The sequence below is a fragment of the Cupriavidus alkaliphilus genome (assembly GCF_014191175.1).
Classification (GTDB): Bacteria; Pseudomonadota; Gammaproteobacteria; order Burkholderiales; family Burkholderiaceae; genus Cupriavidus; species Cupriavidus alkaliphilus.
The window spans coordinates 443,466-460,649 of record NZ_JACHWE010000002.1; the positions used below are offsets into that span (position 1 = coordinate 443,466).

A 17,184-nucleotide genomic window follows, 5' to 3' on the forward strand; every position below is an offset into this window, starting at 1 on the left:
CTCGATTCGCCGCCGGCGCCGTCCTCTGTACGGGACGGTCGCCGCGGCGCAGGGATCGTCGTCGATCAACGTGACGCCAACGTGACATGCTTCCAATATGGACTGTCATCGTGCTGTCATGTGGATGTCATGCAATGTGGGCCGCGCTGCGCCCTGACCGCTTCTGCACCATCCCCCGCTTGCTTCCTATGAATGGCCTGACTGTCGCCACGTCCCAGCACGATCCCGCGCCCCACGCTGCCAGCGTTGTCCCGGGCGGGGCCGTGCTTGCGCCGGCGCGTCTGCCGCCGCTGCATGCCGTGTTCCAGCCCATCGTGCAGGCGGACAGCGGCGCCATCCTCGGCTACGAAGCCCTGATCCGCGGGCCCGTGGGTTCGCCGTGGGCGGCACCGGACGCGCTGTTCCGGCTGGCGCAGGGCGTTCCCGCCACCATCGCGCTGGAGGTCGAGGCGGCGCGCACCGCGCTGGTTGCCTGGCGCGGCTTCGACCTGCCCGGCAAGCTCTTCCTCAATTTCAGCCCGCAGACCTTGCGGCACCTGCTGGCGGACCGGGGGCGGCTGATGGCGGCCCTGCTGGAAGCCGGCATTGCACCGTCGCGACTGGTGATCGAGATCACCGAACAGACCCCGATCGGCGACGCCGCGAGCTTTGGCGTGGCCATGGCGGTGTTGCGCGAGCTCGGCATGCAGTACGCGCTGGACGATTTCGGCACCGGGCACGCCAACCTGGACTTGCTCGCGCACCTGTCGCCCCACTTCGTCAAGATCGACAAGTCGCTGGTGCGCGGCATCGCGTCCTGCTCGCGCCGGCTGGAGATCCTGCGCGCGCTGCTGCGCATGATGAGTGCCTTTGGCGGGCGCGTGATCGCCGAAGGCATTGAAGACGAAGATGAACTGGCCGTGGTGCGCGACCTGGGTGTGACCGGCGCCCAGGGCTATTACGTGGGACGGCCGGTGGCGCAACCGGCGGCGCAGGCCGCGCTGCATGTACGGCAGGCGCTGGCGTCGCGCCGCATTGCCGTGTTTCCGCAGATGGTGCGTTCGGGCTGGTCCGGCATCACCGCGGGACGGCTGCTGCGGCCGGCGCCGCCGGTATCGCCCTCGGCCAGCAACGATGCGGTGCTGCGCACCTTCCAGGACCAGCCCGAGCTTCAGGCCGTGGCGGTGGTCAATGACGAAGGGCGGCCGCTGGCCATCATCGGCCGCCAGGCGTTTATCGACCGCTACGCGGCGCCGTTCCATCGCGAGCTCTATGGCAAGAAGGCCTGCATCGCCATGGCCAGCCGCGACCCGGCCTGCTTCGACCAGCGCGCCAGCCTGGAGGACATGGCGCAGATCCTGTCGGGCGAGAACACGCGCTCGCTCGCCGACGGCTTCGTGATCACCGACCAGGGCCGCTATATCGGGCTGGGCACCGGCGCCGACCTGATCCGGGCGATCACCGAGGTGCGCATGGAAGCGGCGCGCTACGCCAATCCGCTGACCTTCCTGCCGGGCAATATCCCGCTGAACCAGCATATCGAGCGGCTGATCGAGGCCGCCAGCGAGTTCCATGCCTGCTATGTCGACCTGAACCACTTCAAGCCGTTCAACGACAAATACGGCTACTGGAAAGGCGACGAGATGCTCAAGGGCGCAGCGGCGATCCTGGCCGAGGCGTGCGACCCGGCCCGGGACTTTCTGGGCCATGTGGGCGGCGACGATTTCCTGGTGCTGTACCAGAGCGCCGACTGGGCCGAGCGCATGCGTGCCGCGATCCTGCGCTTCAACGATGCGGCACGCGCCATGTATGCGCCGCCCGACCGCGCCGCTGGCGGCATGCATGGCGAAGACCGGCACGGGCGGCCGGTGTTCTTTCCTCCGGTATCGATGGCGGTGGGCGTGGTGTGCGTCAGCGGCGAGGGCGTCGCCGGCCTGCAACGCGTGGGCAGCCAGCAGATCGGCGCCGCGGCGGCAGCGGCCAAGCGCGAGGCCAAGCGCTCGGCCGACGGCATGGCCGTGCTCGATTTCCTGGCGCTGTCGGCGACGCTGCCGGCGTAGCGCGCTCAGTTGCCCGAGGGCCTGGGCACGGTGGTCCGGCTCGCCGCCTTCGGCAGCCGGGGCGCGATGCTCTCTTCCAGCACGTCAAGCCGGTAGCCATGCGCGTAGACCACCGTGATCACGATGCCGTTGGCCACGCCGATGCGCAGGGTCTTGCGCAGCCGCGAGATCAGGCCCGCCAGCGCCCGCGACAGCGGTGGCAGTTCATGCCGCCAGATTGCCTGCTGGATGCGCTCGGCGGCCAGCACGCGGCCGACGTTGGAGAACAGCATCATGGCCAGGTCGAATTCCTTCGGCGTCATGGCGATGCGCTCGCCGTGCAACGTGGCGAAGCGCCCCATGCTGTTGAGCTGGTAGGGGCCGGCCTGCACCACCAGGCCCTGGCGCATGCGTTCGCCGGTCACGCGCCGGCGCAATGCCGTGATGCGCGCCATCAGCACGCGCCCATTGAGCGGGCGGCACACGTAGTCGTCGGCGCCAGCATCGAGCGCATCGACCAGCTTGTCTTCGCTGTTGTCGGCAGCCAGCAGGATGATCGGCACCTCGCGCGAGCGCGCGCTGCGCACTGCGCGCACCACTTCCAGCGCCGGCAGGTCGGGCAGGGCATCGTCGATCAGCAGCATGTCATACAGGTCCTGGCTGACGCGGTGGATCAGCTCGCGGCCGGTCTCGAACACGCGGCAACGGAAGCCGGCGCCCTCCAGCAGCTCGGCCACGGTACGTAGTTGGGGCGAAAAGCCCATGAGCAGCGCAATATTCATCGGAGGCGGACCACAGGGCAGGATACGAACCGTAAGGCGAAAGCCGGCAATGAACGCCCGGGCCGCGGTCGGACAGCCCCGGCCACGGGACCGTGATGGCACCGCGTTGCCTAGCCAGAAAGCGTATAAAAAGTGCGGTCCGAAAAACAATCAGACATTTCTGAAATCTCTGTCGATTTTTGCGGTTCGCCGTGATCGAAGCGGAGTCGCTCGTGAAGCTGCGGCAGCTGCCGGTCGCTACGGAAAGTTGTCCACAGCTCCTGTGGACAAACGGGGGCATGCTGCCCTGACAGCGGCCTGGCACCGTCATGCCATCGGCGTGCCAAAAAAGGAGGCAGCTCTGGCTGGCGGCGCACAGCCGGGCGCCAACATCGGCAACGTGCTGTGCCAAAATAGCGCGCATCGCGACCCGGTCAGCGGACACAAGCCCACCGATGCTGCAGAGCCCGAGTGTCATCGCCATCATCGTGCTGGCCTTTCACGCCGTAGGCGTGGTGGCCGCGCTGCATGCCGTCATGACGGTGCGCACTGCGCCGGGCGCGATTGCCTGGGCCGGCTCGCTGCTGATGATGCCGTACTTCACCCTGGTTCCTTACCTGATCTTCGGGCGCAGCACCTTCGCCGGCTATGTCGACGCGCGCCGCTTCAACGACGACCGGCTGCGCGAAATCCGCCACGGCATGACCCCGCGCGAACGCGAGGCCCGCAGCGCCTGCGTGGTCCACACGCCGGTGCAGGCCTGCATGCGCGCGCTGCCGCGCCTGACCGGCATGCCGTGCCTGGCCAACAACGATGTGCGCCTGCTCATCGACGGCGAGCAGACTTTCGAGGCGATCTTCGCGGCGATGGCGCGCGCCAGGCAGGTGTTGATCGTGCAGTTCTTCATCGTCCACGACGATGCACTGGGCCAGCGCCTGCAGGCGCTCATGTGCGAGCGCGCGCAGGCCGGCGTCAAGGTGTACTTCCTGTTCGACCGCATCGGCTGCCACGCCATGTCGCGCCGCTACGTGCGCACGCTGCTCGATGCGGGGGTCGAGGCGCGGGCGTTTTCCACGCATCGCGGCTTCGTCAATCGGTTCCAGCTCAATTTCCGCAACCACCGCAAGCTGGTGGTCGTCGACGGCTGCGAAGCGTTCATCGGCGGCCACAATGTCGGTGTCGAATACCTGGGCCAGCGTCCGCCGCTGGCGCCCTGGCGCGACACCCATATCGCGCTGCGTGGCAGCGCCGTGCTGGACTTGCAGATGGCCTTTGCCGAAGACTGGTACTGGGCCGCGCGCGAGGTGCCGCATCTGCTGATGCCGCCGCCGGAGGCGGGCGGCAGCATGACCTGCCAGGTGGTGCCGTCGGGGCCGGCCGATGCGCAGGAAACCTGCTCGCTGTTCTTTGTCGAGGCGATCCAGTCGGCGCGCCACCGGCTGTGGATCACGTCGCCGTATTTCGTCCCGGACGAGGCCGTATTCGCGGTGCTGCGACTGGCGGTGCTGCGCGGGGTGGATGTGCGCATCCTGATCCCGGCGCGGCCGGACCACCTGGTGGTCTATGCCGCCTCCACGCTGTACGCCCACAAGGCCATTGCCGCGGGCATCAAGATCTACCGCTACCAGCCCGGCTTCCTGCACCAGAAGGTGATCCTGATCGACGACGAGGCCGCCGCCATCGGCACCGCGAACCTCGACAACCGCTCGTTCCGGCTTAATTTCGAGCTGATGGTGATGACTGCCGACGAGGGCTTTGCGGCGCAGGTGGCGGCAATGCTCGAGGCCGATTTCGCACAGGCCCGTCGGGTCGGGCTGGACGAGTTCCTCGCCGCGCCGGCTCCTCTGCGCGTGGCAATGCACGTCGCCACGCTGTTCGCGCCGATCCTCTGAGCCTGCCGGCGCCCCCCGTCATCGTAGGCGCTACAAGCTTGTGACAGTTTGATTGTGTACACTGTTCACTATAAGACTCTGCACATCATGAACTGTCATTCGTTTTCCGGGAGGCCCGCATGAACCGGGAAGCCTCCGCACCGCCCGCACGGGCGACCTACCGCCATGGCGACCTGCGCCGCGCGCTGCTCGACGCCGGCATCGACCTGGCACGCGAGGGTGGCCCCGACGCCATCGTGCTGCGCGAAGCGACGCGGCGCGCCGGCGTGGTGCCCAATGCCGCGTACCGCCATTTCGCCAGCCGGCAAGACCTGCTGCAGGCGGTGCGCGCCTCGGCCCTGTCTTCGCTGGCGATCGCCATGGAGGCCGAAATCGGCGGGCTGCGCCCGGGCCGTGGCGCCGCCGCGCATGCGCGCGCCTGCCTGCGCGCGGTCGGCACGGGCTACCTCCGTTTTGCCCTCACGGAAACCGGCCTGTTCCGCACGGCATTCTCGGTGCCGGACGAAGTCGAGGACGACGCCGACCCGGCCAAGGCGGGCAACAGCGGCCTGAATCCGTTCCAGTTGCTGGGCGCGGCGCTGGACCAGTTGGTGGAGGCGGGGGTGCTGCCGGCCGAGCGCCGCCCGGGCGCCGAATACCTGGCGTGGTCGGCCGTGCACGGGCTGGCGATCCTGCTGATCGACGGTCCCCTGCGCAGCCGCGCCAGCGAGCAGGCGGAGATCCTGGGGCAGCGCGTGCTCGAGATGGTCGAAAAGGGCCTTTAGCCGGTAACCGCGGCGAAAAAAATGCCACGATGGCGGGGACCATCGTGGCAAGGTAAGGAGCCAGGAAGGGGGGCAACCTGGCTCTATCGGGCACCCAGGGTCGGGTGCAAGAACAATGTATTCCGTTGATTCTCATCTGAATATCGGACACTTCTTAAATATGTCTTTGTTTTGTCCCGATATAGGCACCCGCATGCCCATGGCTTGGCCGGGCGCATCGGGCGGGCGCGGTTCACCGGAATGCCGGGCCGGCCGCGCGGTCTAACTTGCGTGCCTGCCAGGTCCGGCAGGCTGAGCGCTGACGGTGGGGAGGGGCATCATGCAATACGGAATCGGAGTGATCCTCGTCGCGACCGCGCTGGCAGGGTGTGTGGCTTACCCGTACGCCGGCGACCCGTATCCGGCATATCCCGCCTACACGGTGTCGACGCCGTACTACCAGACCTACCCGGCCTATCCCGCCTATCCGGCATACGGGTACCCGTACTACCGTCCGTGGCCGGCCTATGGCAGCTTCGCCTTCATTTATGGCGGCGGCGGACGCGGTGGCCATCACTGGCACGGCAATGGCCACCGTGGGCGGGGTGGCTGGCATGGCGGTGGGCGCGGGGGTGGCAGAGGAGGTGGCGGCAGAGGCCACTGAGCGGCAAGCGTCCGCATGGCAATGCCGGGCCGCCAGGGTTACCATCGGTTCACGGCCGCCAAGGAGCCTTATCGACATGAGCAAGCCCGCACAGAAGCACCCGCCCCAACCGACGAAGCCAGCGCAGCAGCCATCCAGAGACGAACAGATCGAGCGCGAACTGGATGAGGCGCTGAAGGAAACCTTCCCCGCCAGCGACCCGGTCGCGGTCGACACCGACGTGCTGCGCCGGCCCGGCAAGTCGAAGCCGGGCAAGCAAAGCACGGGGAAGTAAAGCGCAGGGAAATAAGGCGTCCGGACTCACGCGTCCGGAAGCGCGGGCGCGCTAGGGCAGCTGGCGCAGTTGCCCGATGACGGACATCAGCCGCCCGTGCGCGACGATCACGCCGGACTCGTCCTGCAGCGCTTCCTGGTAGCGCTTGCGGAACGCGGGGTCGGCCCCGTCGCTGAAGAGTTTTTCGGCGGCGCGCCCGACGGCACGGCAGGTGTCGTCGTGATGTTCCTGGGCCTCCAGCTCTTCGTCGATCTCGATGATCAGGCGCGACAGCGGGTCGAGCCAGCGGAAGTAGTTGTCTTCAGTCACCAGCTGGACAAACAGGCCAGCCGGAATCGGGCCGTTCAGGCGTTCATACTGCGCCCGGTCATAGCCGATGACTTCCTTGTGAACCTGCAGCAGGGCCGCGCGCAGGGCCTTCAGCCCTGAGCGGCGCGTTTCCTGCGTGGCGAGGAATTGTTCGTTGGGCATGCCCATCTCCGCGTTTCCACTTGATCGGGTCCGGGCAGCGGCGCGTCGTCTCGCGCCTGTACCGCCAGCGCTTGCGCGGCGGTGACTGTCTGCCGGATGTTCCGTGCGCGGCGTCCGGCCTGTGCCGGCACTGTCCCGCGCGCCTGCCAGTATAGGCAGGCCCTGCAAGGCGAGCCAGAGGCGCCGGCTAGCGAAATACCCGTATTTGCGCCGGCCCCGGCGCATGGTTGGCGGACATGGCGAGTCGCTCAGGGGCTGTCGGTGGCATCCGGTGCCAGCAGGTCGGCGGCGCGCGAGCGCCGTGCGTCGGCAGCGCGGAAATAGCGGACCACCGTCGATACGCTGGCATGGCCGGTCATGGCCATGGTTTCAGCCAGCGGCACTTGCTGTGCCGCCGCTTCCGTGACAAAGCCCGAACGCAGCGAATGCGCGGAATAATCGCCGTCCAGCCCCGCCAGCGCGCAACGCGCCTTGACGATGCGGCTGACCGCCGCGTCCGACAAGCCTTCTCCCACATGCCCACCGCGCCGGATGCGGCGAAACAGCGGACCGTGTTCGATCCCCGCGGCGGCCAGCCACGCCTCCAGCGCCTGGCCGGCGGCGCCGGTGACGGGCTTGGCGTTATCGGCGTGATCGCTGCCTGACTGGTTGGTCTTCGACCAGCCCAGCACATAGACAAAATCCCCAGGCCCCACGCGCGTAAGGTTGGCCATGGTGGCGCGCGCGACTTCGGAGCGGCGACGCCCGCCGCTGGCCCACGCGAACAGCAGCAGCGCGCGGTCGCGCAACCCGGCCAGCGAGCCATCGCAGGTATCGAGCAGGCGCAGCAGCGGCGCGCGCGTCAGGGCGGCCTTGCGTGCCTGGCGGTGGCCGCGGCGCGCATAGGCGCGCCGGATGCTGGCCATCAGTTCGCGCACGCCGGCATCGGCGCATGGGTTGGGCAGGCCTTGCAGCTGGTGGACCTTGGCGATGACCGCCAGCCGGTGGGTCAGCGTGGACAGCGCGGGCGGGCCGGGTCGTGCCTTGCATCCGTCAGCGACCAGCGCCTGGTCGATCGCCGCGGGCATCTCGCAGACAGGGCCTTGCGGCGTCTGGCGCGTGGCGTGGTCGACGATGAACTGGATAACGACGGCGGGCGCAAGCGGTAGCCGCACCGGCTGCCGATAGCGCAGGGCATACCAGGCAGACCAGTAGCGCAGTGCGGACCGGTAGCTTGCCACCGTGTTTCGGGATTCGCCTTCCTGGCGCAGCGCGTTGGCCGCCTGCTCGGCGAGAGGATCCAGTTGGGACGTGCGGAGCGGGGCCGGTAATTCGACATCGGAAGGAATCGGTGGGAAGTAGGCCTCGTGGGCGTCTCGGATTCTGATCATATTAAATATGATGTATGCTGTAATATATCATACGCAAATAAGGGATAACAACCGATAAGTCTCCATTATCGAACCTTATTTGTGATTTTTCAGGAACCGCTGGACCACACCCATGGAAACGCTCCGCAGCCGAGGCATCACCCGCGACGACGTCTGGCAAGCCGCCGACAGCCTGCTCAAGGCCGGCCAGCGGCCGACCATCGAACGCATCCGCCTGCATCTGGGGCGAGGTTCGCCGAACACGGTCAGCCCGCACCTGGATGCCTGGTTTGCTGCGCTGGGCGGGCGAATCCAGGATCCGCAGGGTTTTGCGCCCGCGCCAGGCTGCCCGGAGCCCGTCACGGAAGCCGCGCGCTACCTGTGGGAGGCGGCGCTGCAAAGCGCCAGCGCCTCGGCCGAGGCCGCGTTGGCGCAGCGGGAAGCCGCACTGGCGCAAGCCAGCAAGGCGCTGCAGCAGGAGCGAGAAGCGCTGGCGCAGGAACGACAGGTCATGCAGGCGCGGCTCGAAGGCGCAGAGGCTGCCATGGCGGAACTGACGCGGGCCCGCGACGACGCGGCCGAGCGCGCCGCGCGTGCCGAAGCCGCTGCAGCCGCGTGGCAGCAGCAAGCCGAAGCGCTGCGCGCCGAGCATGCCGCCGCGCTGGCCGCGCGCCAGGCCATGCAGAACGATTTCGATGCCCGGCGCGCGGCATGGGATCAGGAGCGCGAAACGCTGATGCAGCGCACCGCCGCCAATGAGCGCCGCATGGCGCTGGAACTCGATGCGGCGCGGGTGGCCACCAGGGAGGCGCAAAAGCTGATCGAGGCCGAACGCAAGGCGGCGGTCGAGCGCCTGAGCCGGGCCGCGGAGGCGGCGTCGCGCCAGGGCAGCGAGATGAGCCGGCTTGGTCAGGCGATTGCGGTGCTGGAAGAGCGGGTGCGCCAGCGGGAAAGCCTGCTCGCGGAGTACCGGGAGCAGGCCGGCGCGGCACCTGCTGAATCCACGGCCGCCACCGGGACGCCGTCACGGCGGAGCCGGCCGGCCCGCGTTGCATTGTCCGTCGGCAGGGGGCGACGGCGTGGCCGCGGGCGGTAGGCGCATTCCTTTGTGCCTTCCCAGCAAAAAGCGCAGTGCAGTTCACGTTGGGCGTAAATCAAGTGAGCTAAACTGAAAGCTCATTTGATTTGATGAGCTCTTGCCATGCCACGCATGCTCACGCCCAAGGGGCGTTATCCGCTCGCACCCGAACGCCGGCCCGCTCGCGAGCTCAGCGTCAACAGCTACTTGGCCGTCTACGAGGCCACGCTGTCGACCGAAGGGGCCATGGCGGTGATCCACGCCATCCGCGAGGGCGTGCCGGCTTCCGACCTCAGCCGGCTGGCCGAATCCATGGGTACGAGCAAGGAACAGCTGATGAAGACGCTGGACTTGCCGCGCGCCACCGTTGACCGCAAGGCGCGGGCGCACCAGAACCTGTCGAGCGAGCAGAGCGAGCGCGTGCTGGGCATGGTGCGGCTGATGGGCCAGGTGCAGGCGCTGGTGGAAAGCTCGGGCGATCCGCGCGGCTTCAATGCGCCACAATGGGTGGCGCAGTGGCTGGAGCAGCCGTCTCCGGCGCTGGGCGGGCAACGTCCCGCCGAGTTGATGGATACCGTCGCGGGCCAGCGCATCGTCTCCGACCTGGTGGCGAGGATGCAGAGCGGGGCCTACGCTTGAAGCCGGCCTGGCGCATCGCCACCGACACACCCCTCTACACCGCGGACGATGCCAGCGGCGCCGGTGCCAGGGCCACCGGAGGGCGCTGGAACCGGCAGGGAACGCCGCTGCTCTATGCGGCGTCCAGCATCGCGCTGGCTTGCCTGGAAACGCTGGTCCACCTGGGCTCGGCCGGGCTGCCGCTGAACCGCTACCTGGTCCGAATCGATATCCCTGATGACCTGTGGGCCGCGGCACGGCACCTGACGGCCGCCAGCGCGCCGGTCGGCTGGGATGCCATTCCCGCCGGCAAGACCAGTCTCGACACCGGCGAGGCCTGGGTCCGCGAGGGCGCCAGCGCCTTGCTGCTGGTGCCCTCGATCGTGATTCCCGAAGAGTTCAACGTGCTGGTCAATCCCTTGCACGCAGCTGCCCGGCGGCTGGCCTATACCAAGGTACGCCGCTGGCAGTACGACGCCCGCCTGGCCTGAGTCACGATCAGGCCGCGCCGCCCGCGCGCAGCAGGTGTTTCTGGATCTTGCCGCTGGTAGTCTTGGGCAGCGCTTCGACGAAATGGTAGCGGCGCGGGCGCTTGTAGGCGGCAAGCCGGTCGCCTTGCAGCAGGAAGGCATCGAGCTGTTCCGCGCTCAGTGCGGCCTCGCCGCGCGCCACCACGTAGGCGCCGACCACCTGGCCCCAGGTGGGATCGGGCTCGCCCAGCACCGCGACTTCCAGCACGCCGGGATGTTCGATCAGGGCGTCTTCCACCTCGCGCGGATAGACGTTCTCGGCGCCGGAATTGATCATGTAGTCGATGCGGTCGCGGATCCACAGGTAGCCGTCGGCATCCACGCTGCCGAGGTCGCCGGTGTGGTACCAGCCGTGCGCCAGCCCGCGCGCGTTGGCGTCCGGGCGGTTCAGGTAGCCCTGCATCATGCACGGTCCGCGCACCAGCACTTCGCCGACCTCGCCCGGCGCGCACGGCTGCGACGGGTCGGTCGGTGCGCCGTCCTCGCGCAGCCTTGCCACCACCAGCTCGTGGCCAAGCGCGGGCAGCCCGGCCGAGCCCGCGCGGCTCAGTTGTTCGTGCGGGTAGAGCACCGACATGCACGGTCCCATTTCCGTGGTGCCGTAGACCTGCACCAGCCCGGCGCCGACCTTGCGGTCCCATTCGCGGATCAGGTGCGGCGCCATCGATGCGCCGCCGTACTCCACCAGCCGCAGCGAGGACAGGTCACGGGTTGCTGCGTCCGGATGGTCGAGCAGCATGCCGACCATGGTCGGCGCGGCGAAGAAGTGCGTGACGCCCTCGGCTTCGACCAGCTGCCAGGCCTCGCCCGCATCGAAGCGGCGCTGCAGCACCTGGGTAGCGCCGACCTGCAGGCGCGGCAGGAAACTGGTGTGCAGCTCGGCGGCGCGATCGACAGGCCCACATCCTCGCGCGACAGCATCATGGCCTGGTGCATCATCGCGTTGTGCTGCAGCTTGCTGCGATGGGTATGCATGACGCCCTTGGGCCGGCCCGTGGTGCCGCTGGTGTACATCAGGATGCAGGGATCGTTCTCGCCGACCGTCACCGTCGGCGGCGTGTCGGGCTGCTCCGCCGCCAGCGTGTCGAGCCGGTGCGTGGCGAAGGCGGGCGCCGGGTCGGCGTCGGCATAGAGGCGCAACGCGGTGCCGGGCGCCAGTTCGGCGGCTTTTTCCACGACGGCCGCGCCTTCCCGTTCGAACAGCAGCGCCCTGGCCCCGCCGTCGTTCAGGATGTAGGCCAGCTCCTGCGCCGCCAGGCGATAGTTGACCGGGTTGAAGACCGCGCCCAGGCGGGCCGTGGCCAGCAGCGCAAAGACGAAAGCCGGTGTGTTATAGAGAAAGGCCCCCACCACGTCGCCCTTGCCGATGCCGAGCGACTGCAAGGCATGCGCGTGGCGGTTGACCTCGGCATCCAGCTGCGCAAAGGTCCACGCGCGCCGCCCGGTGCCGATGCCGCTGACCAGCGCGGTCTTGTGCGGCAGGTTGCGCGCGGGCCAGGTCAGGGTGTCGCCAAGGGTGATGCCACAGGTCAAGGTCGGGCTCCGGTCGTGTCCGCTGCCGGGCAGGCAGGCACTTGTTGTCTTGTCAGCCGGACAATATAGAGCGGCGCGTGGGGCACATGGAAATAACGATTTGCTCTTTCTTTATGCCCGTTGGGCGATAAGGGCGTTCCCCGGCCGGGGTGCTACTGTATATTTATACAGTTTTCGCTGTACCCATTGCCTGTGTCCGCCGTCATCGCGCCCCCTCCCGTCTTGCCCGCACCGCCCACTGCGCCAGCGCAGCCGACGTACGTCGTCGCCGTGCGCGCGCTGTGCGAGTTCACCGCCAAGGCGGGCGACCTGGACCTGCGTTTCGTGCCGACGCCGTCGGCGCAGGAAGGCGTGGCCGGCCATGGCGTCGTGACCGGCCGGCGCGGGGCGGGCTATCAGGCGGAAGTGGCGCTGTCCGCGGATTTCGGTCCGCTACATGTCCGTGGCCGTGCCGACGGTTACGATCCCGCCGCCAACCGGCTCGAGGAAATCAAGACGGTTCGCGGCGACGCCGCCGTGCCGGACAACCACCGCCACCTGCATTGGGCCCAGGCCAGGATCTATGGCTGCCTGCTGTGCCGCAAGCTGGGACTGCCCGGGCTCGAAATCGCGGTGGTCTATTTCGACATCGTCAGCCAGCGCGAGCACCCGGTGGTGGCGCACTTCGACGCGCCGGCACTCGAGGCGTTTTTTGTCCAGTCCTGCGAGCGCTTCCTGCACTGGGCCCGGGCCGAACTGGCGCACCGGCAGGCGCGCGATGCCGCGCTGGCGCAGCTGGCGTTTCCGCACCAGGGCTTTCGCCCGGGCCAGCGCGAACTGGCGCAGGCGGTCTACAACGCCAACCGCGCCGGGCGCCACCTGCTGGCGCAGGCACCCACCGGCATCGGCAAGTCGGTCGGGACGCTGTTCCCGGTGCTCAAGGCCATGCCGGGCCAGCGGCTCGACAAGGTGTTCTTCCTGTCGGCGCGTTCCACCGGGCGCGGGGTGGCGCTGCACGCCGCCCAAGCCTTGCGCAGCCACGGCGCGCAGCCGCTGCGCGTGCTCGAACTGACTGCGCGCGACAAGGCCTGCGAGCATCCGGAGCTGGCCTGCCATGGCGAATCGTGTCCGCTGGCGCGCGGCTTCTATGACCGCCTGCCGGCCGCGCGCGAAGCGGCACGCGCCGTGCCGGTGCGCGACCGCGCCGCGGTGCGCGAACTGGCGCGGGAACATGGCATCTGCCCTTACTACCTGGCCCAGGAGCTGGTGCGCTGGAGCGATGTGGTGGTGGCCGACTACAACTACTACTTCGACCGCAGCGCGATGCTGTATGCGCTGACCGTGGCCAATGGCTGGCGCGCCAGCGTGCTGGTGGACGAGGCCCACAACCTGGTCGAGCGCGGCCGCGCGATGTACACGGCGGAACTGGATCCGCAGGCGCTGCGCGAGCTGCGCCGCGGTGCCCCGGCGCCGCTATCCCGGCCGCTGGCCCGGCTGGCGCGGCAGTGGAGCGCCCTCGCGCGCCAGGGTGACGATGCCTACGAGGTCCTGCCGGAGGTGCCCGCGGCCTTTCGCCGCGCGCTGGACGAATGCTGTGCGGCGGCACTGGCCTACATGACCGAGCATCCGGGCGCGCACGATCCGGCGCTGCAGCGATTCTACTTTGACGCGCTGCATTTCGCCCGCCTGGCCGAACAGCTCGATGCGCATTCGCTGTTCGATATCCAGCGCACGCCGCGCCGGCGCGACCACCACGCCCGGCTTTGCCTTCGCAACGTCATCCCGGCCCCGTTCCTGCGCCCGCGGCTTGCCGCCGCGCATTCGGTCACGCTGTTTTCCGCGACCCTCGATCCCGCGGACTATTACCTGGACACGCTGGGCCTGCCGGCCGATTGCGCGCGCGTGCAAGTGCCATCGCCGTTTAGCGCCGCGCAGCTGTCGGTGCGGATTGCCTCGCGCATCTCCACCCGCTATGCGCGGCGCGAGCAGTCGCTGCCGGCCATCGTGGCGCTGATGGCGGACCAGTTCCGCGCGCGCCGCGGCAACTACCTGGCTTTCTTCAGCAGCCACGAATACCTGCAGCAGGCCGTCGCCCGCTTCGCCGGGTCGCATCCGGACATCCCGCATTGGGTCCAGGCGCGGGGCATGGACGAAGCCGCACAGGCGGCATTCCTCGAGGCTTTTACGGAAGGCGGCGCGGGCATCGGTTTCGCGGTGCTCGGTGGCGCCTTTGCCGAGGGCGTCGACCTGCCGGGCGAGCGCCTGATCGGCGCCTTCGTCGCGACGCTGGGGCTGCCGCAGTTCAACGCCGTCAACGAACAGTTCCGTGTACGCATGGAGCAGGCGTTCGGCCGGGGCTACGCCTATGCCTACCTGTATCCCGGGCTGCGCAAGGTGGTGCAGGCGGCGGGCCGGGTGATTCGCACGCAGCAGGACCAGGGCGTGCTGTATCTGATCGATGACCGCTTTGCCGCGGCGGAGGTGCGCGGCTTGCTGCCGCCATGGTGGGAAATCGCGCCGGCGGCGTAGAAATTACACGCTGGCGCCGCAAGTGCGGCATGCTGCGGCCATGGCTGGCTTCACGCTAGCCTCAGGCCGGCCTCGCGCCGTCCGCCTGGAACGAATCTGGCAGGCAGACCAGACGCGCCCATTGAAAGGAAAGACCATGCCGATGACCCAACACTACGCCGCCACCGAACCGACCCGCACCGAAGTGGATACGCTGTCCGGCGCCACCGTGCTCGAGTTCGGCGCGCCCTGGTGCGGCTACTGCCAGCGGGCCCAGCCGGCGCTGGCCGAGGCGTTTGCCGTCCATCCCGACTTGCGCCACCTGAAGATCGAAGACGGCAGCGGACGGCCGCTGGGCCGGTCGTTCCGCATCAAGCTGTGGCCGACGCTGGTATTCCTGCGCGACGGCCAGGAAGTGGCCAGGCTGGTGCGCCCGACGGAAGCGGAGCCCATCCGCGAAGCGATGCGCCGCATCGCCTGACCGCCGCGGGGGCCGGCTTATTTCGCGAATACCTGGTTCAGGTCGGCAAAGGCCTTGAACTCGAGCGCGTTGCCGGACGGGTCGAGGAAGAACATGGTGGCCTGTTCGCCGACCAGGCCCTTGAAGCGCACGTGCGGCTCGATCACGAACTGGGTGCCGGCCGCGCGCAGGCGTGCGGCCAGCGCCTCCCATTGGTCCATCGGCAGGATCGCGCCGAAATGGCGCACCGGCACGTCGTCGCCGTCGACGGCGCTGGTGGCACGGTGGCCGCATTCCTCGGGCGACAGGTGTGCCACCACCTGGTGGCCATAGAAGTTGAAATCCACCCACGCCTCGGAACTGCGGCCTTCCGGGCAGCCCAGCAACCCGCCATAGAAACGGCGCGCCTCGGCCAGGTCGCGCACGGGAAACGCCAGGTGGAACAGGGGGATGGTGAAAGTCGTGCTCATGGGGGCTTCTTATGCAGTGGGAGGTTCTGACCGGGCCGGGCACTGGCCTGCGCGTTGATTGTAGCCAGCACAACCCGTAATATGAAGCGAATCATTTTTGCCCTGAGCATCAAAGATTTCGATAGATGATCCGCTACTTCCAGACCTTCCTGACGGCTGCCGAAACCGGGTCGTTTTCGGCCGCGGCGGCACGGCTGGCGCTGACCCAGTCGGCCGTCAGCACGCAGATCCGGCGCCTTGAAGAGGACCTGGACTGCCGCCTGTTCGAGCGCACCGGCAAGTCGGTCGCGCTCAGCGAAGCCGGGCAGCGTTTGCTGCCGGAGGCGCGTCGCTTTGTCGAGCTCTATGCCGCGATGAAGGACCGTGCCGGCCCGCACGCCGAGGCCGCGCCGGTGGAGCTAGGCGCGGTGTCGACGGTGCAGGCCACCTTGCTGGCCGAGGCGATGCGGCACTTCCGCCAGCGCTTCCCGGATTCGCACGTCAACGTGGTGCCCGGCATGTCGACCCAGCTGCTGACGCAGGTCGATGCGCGCGAGCTCGACGTGGCCGTGCTGATCCGGCCGCGCCTGGGTTTGCCGCCGGACCTGAAGTGGGTGCCGCTGGTGCGCGAGCGCTTCGTCGGCATCGGGCCGGCCGGCTCGCCGCAGGAGCTGCGCGCGCTGGTGGAGGCGCTGCCGTTTATCCGCTACAACCGCCACAGCACCGGCGGCCAGCTGGTGGACCGCTACCTGAAGCGGCAGCGACTCTGGGTCAGGGAAGGGATGGAACTGGATGAGCCGGCGGTAATCCTGCAGATGGTGGCGGCGGGCCTGGGCTGCGCCATCATTCCGGCCGAGCTGGTGCCGCTGCGCGAGACGGCCGGCGTGGTGCAGGTGCCGCTGCCGGGCGGGCCGCTCTATCGCGAGGTCGGCGTGCTGGTGCGTGAAGCGGCGCTGCGCCGCGCGCCGGTGGCGGCGCTGATCGACGCCTTCGTGGCGGCGAGCGCGCGCTGGCAGCCGGGCGAGGTTTAGGGAAGGCTCAGAGGCTGCCCGGCAACACCATCGTCACCAGCACCGAGGCATCCGACACCGCCGTCACGTCGTAGCGCACGCAAGGCCCCAGGTACAGCAGGTCGCCCTGGTGCAACTGGCGTTCGGAGCCGTCCACGCGCACGCGGACCTCGCCTTCCAGACATTGCACGGTCATGGGTCCGTCCACCGCATGAGGGGGCACATGCTTGCCGGCCTTCAGCACCAGCCGCATCACTTCGAGGGGACCTTCCTTGAACAGGGCCTGGGTGGCGGTCTGGTCCAGCCGCACGCCCAGGGGCAGCACGCTGGCGATTTGTCCGGAAGCTAGATGGGGAAGGGACATGCGCGGCTCCTCGCGTCTGGTGGGGTGTCTAATCAGGCGCGCCGACGCCAGGCGGCGGCACGCCTTCTCAATCTAGCACCGGAGCGCGCACATCAGTAGCACGCAGCGTGGTGCCGCCGCCAGATCAGGCCGCGGCGGCGGCGCGTGCGCCGCGATGGGCCGGCGCCGCGGAGACGCCGCTGCGGTCCAGGCCTGCAACTTCCAGGCCGGTGGCGCGGTTGGCGCCGTCGGTGAACGGGTCACGCTGGTCGTTGACGCGCGCGCCATCGGTGAAGGGGTCGCGCTTGTCGTGGACACGCGCGCCGTCGGTGAACGGATCGCGCTTGCCGTTGTGCAGGGCGTACCCGTAGCGGTCACTGGCAACGCCGCGATCGTTCAGGCCTTGTGCCATGGCGGAGGTGGCGGCGCTGATTGCTGCGAGGGAGAGAGTCGTGGCAAGAAGGGCTTTGAGAGCGTTTTTATGCATGTCTGCTGATTTTTTCG

At 68.6% G+C, this 17,184-nt stretch carries 18 protein-coding genes and 1 pseudogene; 11 read left to right on the top strand and 8 right to left on the bottom strand.

What is annotated here, in order from left to right:
• Nucleotides 1-188 precede the first annotated feature (188 nt).
• The gene (locus FHX60_RS08605) at nucleotides 189-2,039 is read left to right on the top strand and encodes an EAL domain-containing protein (protein ID WP_112777145.1); all 1,851 of its coding nucleotides are present in this window, start codon (nucleotides 189-191) and stop codon (nucleotides 2,037-2,039) included.
• Between the two features lie 5 nt (nucleotides 2,040-2,044).
• Here the strand turns inward: FHX60_RS08605 and FHX60_RS08610 are convergent, their stop codons facing one another.
• Nucleotides 2,045-2,800: a response regulator transcription factor gene (locus FHX60_RS08610; protein ID WP_183283079.1), complete on the bottom strand. Its 756-nt coding sequence runs from the start codon at nucleotides 2,798-2,800 to the stop codon at nucleotides 2,045-2,047.
• A 434-nt stretch (nucleotides 2,801-3,234) separates the two neighbouring features.
• Here FHX60_RS08610 and cls point away from each other — a divergent pair, with 434 nt between their 5' ends.
• The 4 genes from cls to FHX60_RS08630 all read left to right on the top strand — a co-directional run bounded on the left by cls (nucleotide 3,235) and on the right by FHX60_RS08630 (nucleotide 6,352).
• A complete protein-coding gene (cls, locus tag FHX60_RS08615) occupies nucleotides 3,235-4,671 on the top strand; it encodes a cardiolipin synthase (protein WP_116602890.1) in 1,437 nt (478 codons plus the stop codon).
• Nucleotides 4,672-4,790: 119 nt separating this feature from the next.
• Entirely contained in the window at nucleotides 4,791-5,435 is a 645-nt protein-coding gene (locus FHX60_RS08620; RefSeq protein ID WP_062803149.1) for a TetR/AcrR family transcriptional regulator, read from the top strand.
• 319 nt (nucleotides 5,436-5,754) lie between these two features.
• Nucleotides 5,755-6,078: a hypothetical protein gene (locus FHX60_RS08625; protein ID WP_112777211.1), complete on the top strand. Its 324-nt coding sequence runs from the start codon at nucleotides 5,755-5,757 to the stop codon at nucleotides 6,076-6,078.
• Nucleotides 6,079-6,154: 76 nt separating this feature from the next.
• Nucleotides 6,155-6,352 carry a hypothetical protein gene (locus FHX60_RS08630; RefSeq protein WP_112777148.1) on the top strand — a complete coding sequence of 66 codons (198 nt, stop codon included), beginning with the start codon at nucleotides 6,155-6,157 and terminating at the stop codon, nucleotides 6,350-6,352.
• 51 nt (nucleotides 6,353-6,403) lie between these two features.
• Here the strand turns inward: FHX60_RS08630 and FHX60_RS08635 are convergent, their stop codons facing one another.
• Both FHX60_RS08635 and FHX60_RS08640 read right to left on the bottom strand, forming a co-directional pair.
• Nucleotides 6,404-6,829, bottom strand: a complete 426-nt coding sequence (locus FHX60_RS08635) for a hypothetical protein (RefSeq protein WP_112777149.1) — start codon at nucleotides 6,827-6,829, stop codon at nucleotides 6,404-6,406.
• Between the two features lie 242 nt (nucleotides 6,830-7,071).
• Nucleotides 7,072-8,193 (bottom strand): site-specific integrase, encoded by a 1,122-nt coding sequence (locus FHX60_RS08640; RefSeq protein WP_183283080.1) that lies wholly within the window; start codon nucleotides 8,191-8,193, stop codon nucleotides 7,072-7,074.
• 112 nt (nucleotides 8,194-8,305) lie between these two features.
• On the opposite strand from FHX60_RS08640, the gene FHX60_RS08645 reads away from it, so the two are divergent.
• The 3 genes from FHX60_RS08645 (at nucleotide 8,306) to FHX60_RS08655 (ending at nucleotide 10,359) form a co-directional block, all read left to right on the top strand.
• The gene (locus FHX60_RS08645) at nucleotides 8,306-9,268 is read left to right on the top strand and encodes a DNA-binding protein (RefSeq protein WP_183283081.1); all 963 of its coding nucleotides are present in this window, start codon (nucleotides 8,306-8,308) and stop codon (nucleotides 9,266-9,268) included.
• A gap of 105 nt (nucleotides 9,269-9,373) precedes the next feature.
• Nucleotides 9,374-9,889 carry an Xre family toxin-antitoxin system antitoxin gene (locus FHX60_RS08650; RefSeq protein WP_112777152.1) on the top strand — a complete coding sequence of 172 codons (516 nt, stop codon included), beginning with the start codon at nucleotides 9,374-9,376 and terminating at the stop codon, nucleotides 9,887-9,889.
• Entirely contained in the window at nucleotides 9,886-10,359 is a 474-nt protein-coding gene (locus FHX60_RS08655; RefSeq protein WP_112777153.1) for an RES family NAD+ phosphorylase, read from the top strand. The genes FHX60_RS08650 and FHX60_RS08655 overlap by 4 nt, the downstream gene beginning before the upstream one ends.
• 7 nt (nucleotides 10,360-10,366) lie before the next feature.
• On the opposite strand, the gene FHX60_RS28030 is transcribed toward FHX60_RS08655, so the two are convergent.
• Entirely contained in the window at nucleotides 10,367-10,804 is a 438-nt protein-coding gene (locus FHX60_RS28030) for an AMP-binding enzyme (protein WP_446333867.1), read from the bottom strand.
• A 42-nt stretch (nucleotides 10,805-10,846) separates the two neighbouring features.
• A pseudogene (locus FHX60_RS27905) lies at nucleotides 10,847-11,931 on the bottom strand (AMP-binding protein); the annotation flags it as partial.
• A gap of 222 nt (nucleotides 11,932-12,153) precedes the next feature.
• Here FHX60_RS27905 and FHX60_RS08665 point away from each other — a divergent pair.
• Both FHX60_RS08665 and FHX60_RS08670 read left to right on the top strand, forming a co-directional pair.
• On the top strand, nucleotides 12,154-14,439 hold the full coding sequence (locus FHX60_RS08665) for an ATP-dependent DNA helicase (RefSeq protein WP_183283082.1): 2,286 nt from the start codon (nucleotides 12,154-12,156) through the stop codon (nucleotides 14,437-14,439).
• Nucleotides 14,440-14,575: 136 nt separating this feature from the next.
• A complete protein-coding gene (locus tag FHX60_RS08670; protein WP_062803140.1) occupies nucleotides 14,576-14,899 on the top strand; it encodes a thioredoxin family protein in 324 nt (107 codons plus the stop codon).
• Between the two features lie 17 nt (nucleotides 14,900-14,916).
• On the opposite strand, the gene FHX60_RS08675 is transcribed toward FHX60_RS08670, so the two are convergent.
• The gene (locus FHX60_RS08675) at nucleotides 14,917-15,348 is read right to left on the bottom strand and encodes a VOC family protein (protein WP_183283083.1); all 432 of its coding nucleotides are present in this window, start codon (nucleotides 15,346-15,348) and stop codon (nucleotides 14,917-14,919) included.
• Between the two features lie 125 nt (nucleotides 15,349-15,473).
• Here FHX60_RS08675 and FHX60_RS08680 point away from each other — a divergent pair, with 125 nt between their 5' ends.
• Entirely contained in the window at nucleotides 15,474-16,358 is an 885-nt protein-coding gene (locus FHX60_RS08680; protein WP_092316976.1) for a LysR family transcriptional regulator, read from the top strand.
• Nucleotides 16,359-16,365: 7 nt separating this feature from the next.
• Here the strand turns inward: FHX60_RS08680 and FHX60_RS08685 are convergent, their stop codons facing one another.
• Both FHX60_RS08685 and FHX60_RS08690 read right to left on the bottom strand, forming a co-directional pair.
• Entirely contained in the window at nucleotides 16,366-16,701 is a 336-nt protein-coding gene (locus FHX60_RS08685) for a cupin domain-containing protein (RefSeq protein ID WP_062803137.1), read from the bottom strand.
• A gap of 124 nt (nucleotides 16,702-16,825) precedes the next feature.
• Nucleotides 16,826-17,167, bottom strand: coding sequence for a hypothetical protein (locus FHX60_RS08690; RefSeq protein WP_183283084.1), 342 nt, complete (start codon nucleotides 17,165-17,167; stop codon nucleotides 16,826-16,828).
• Nucleotides 17,168-17,184 lie beyond the last annotated feature (17 nt).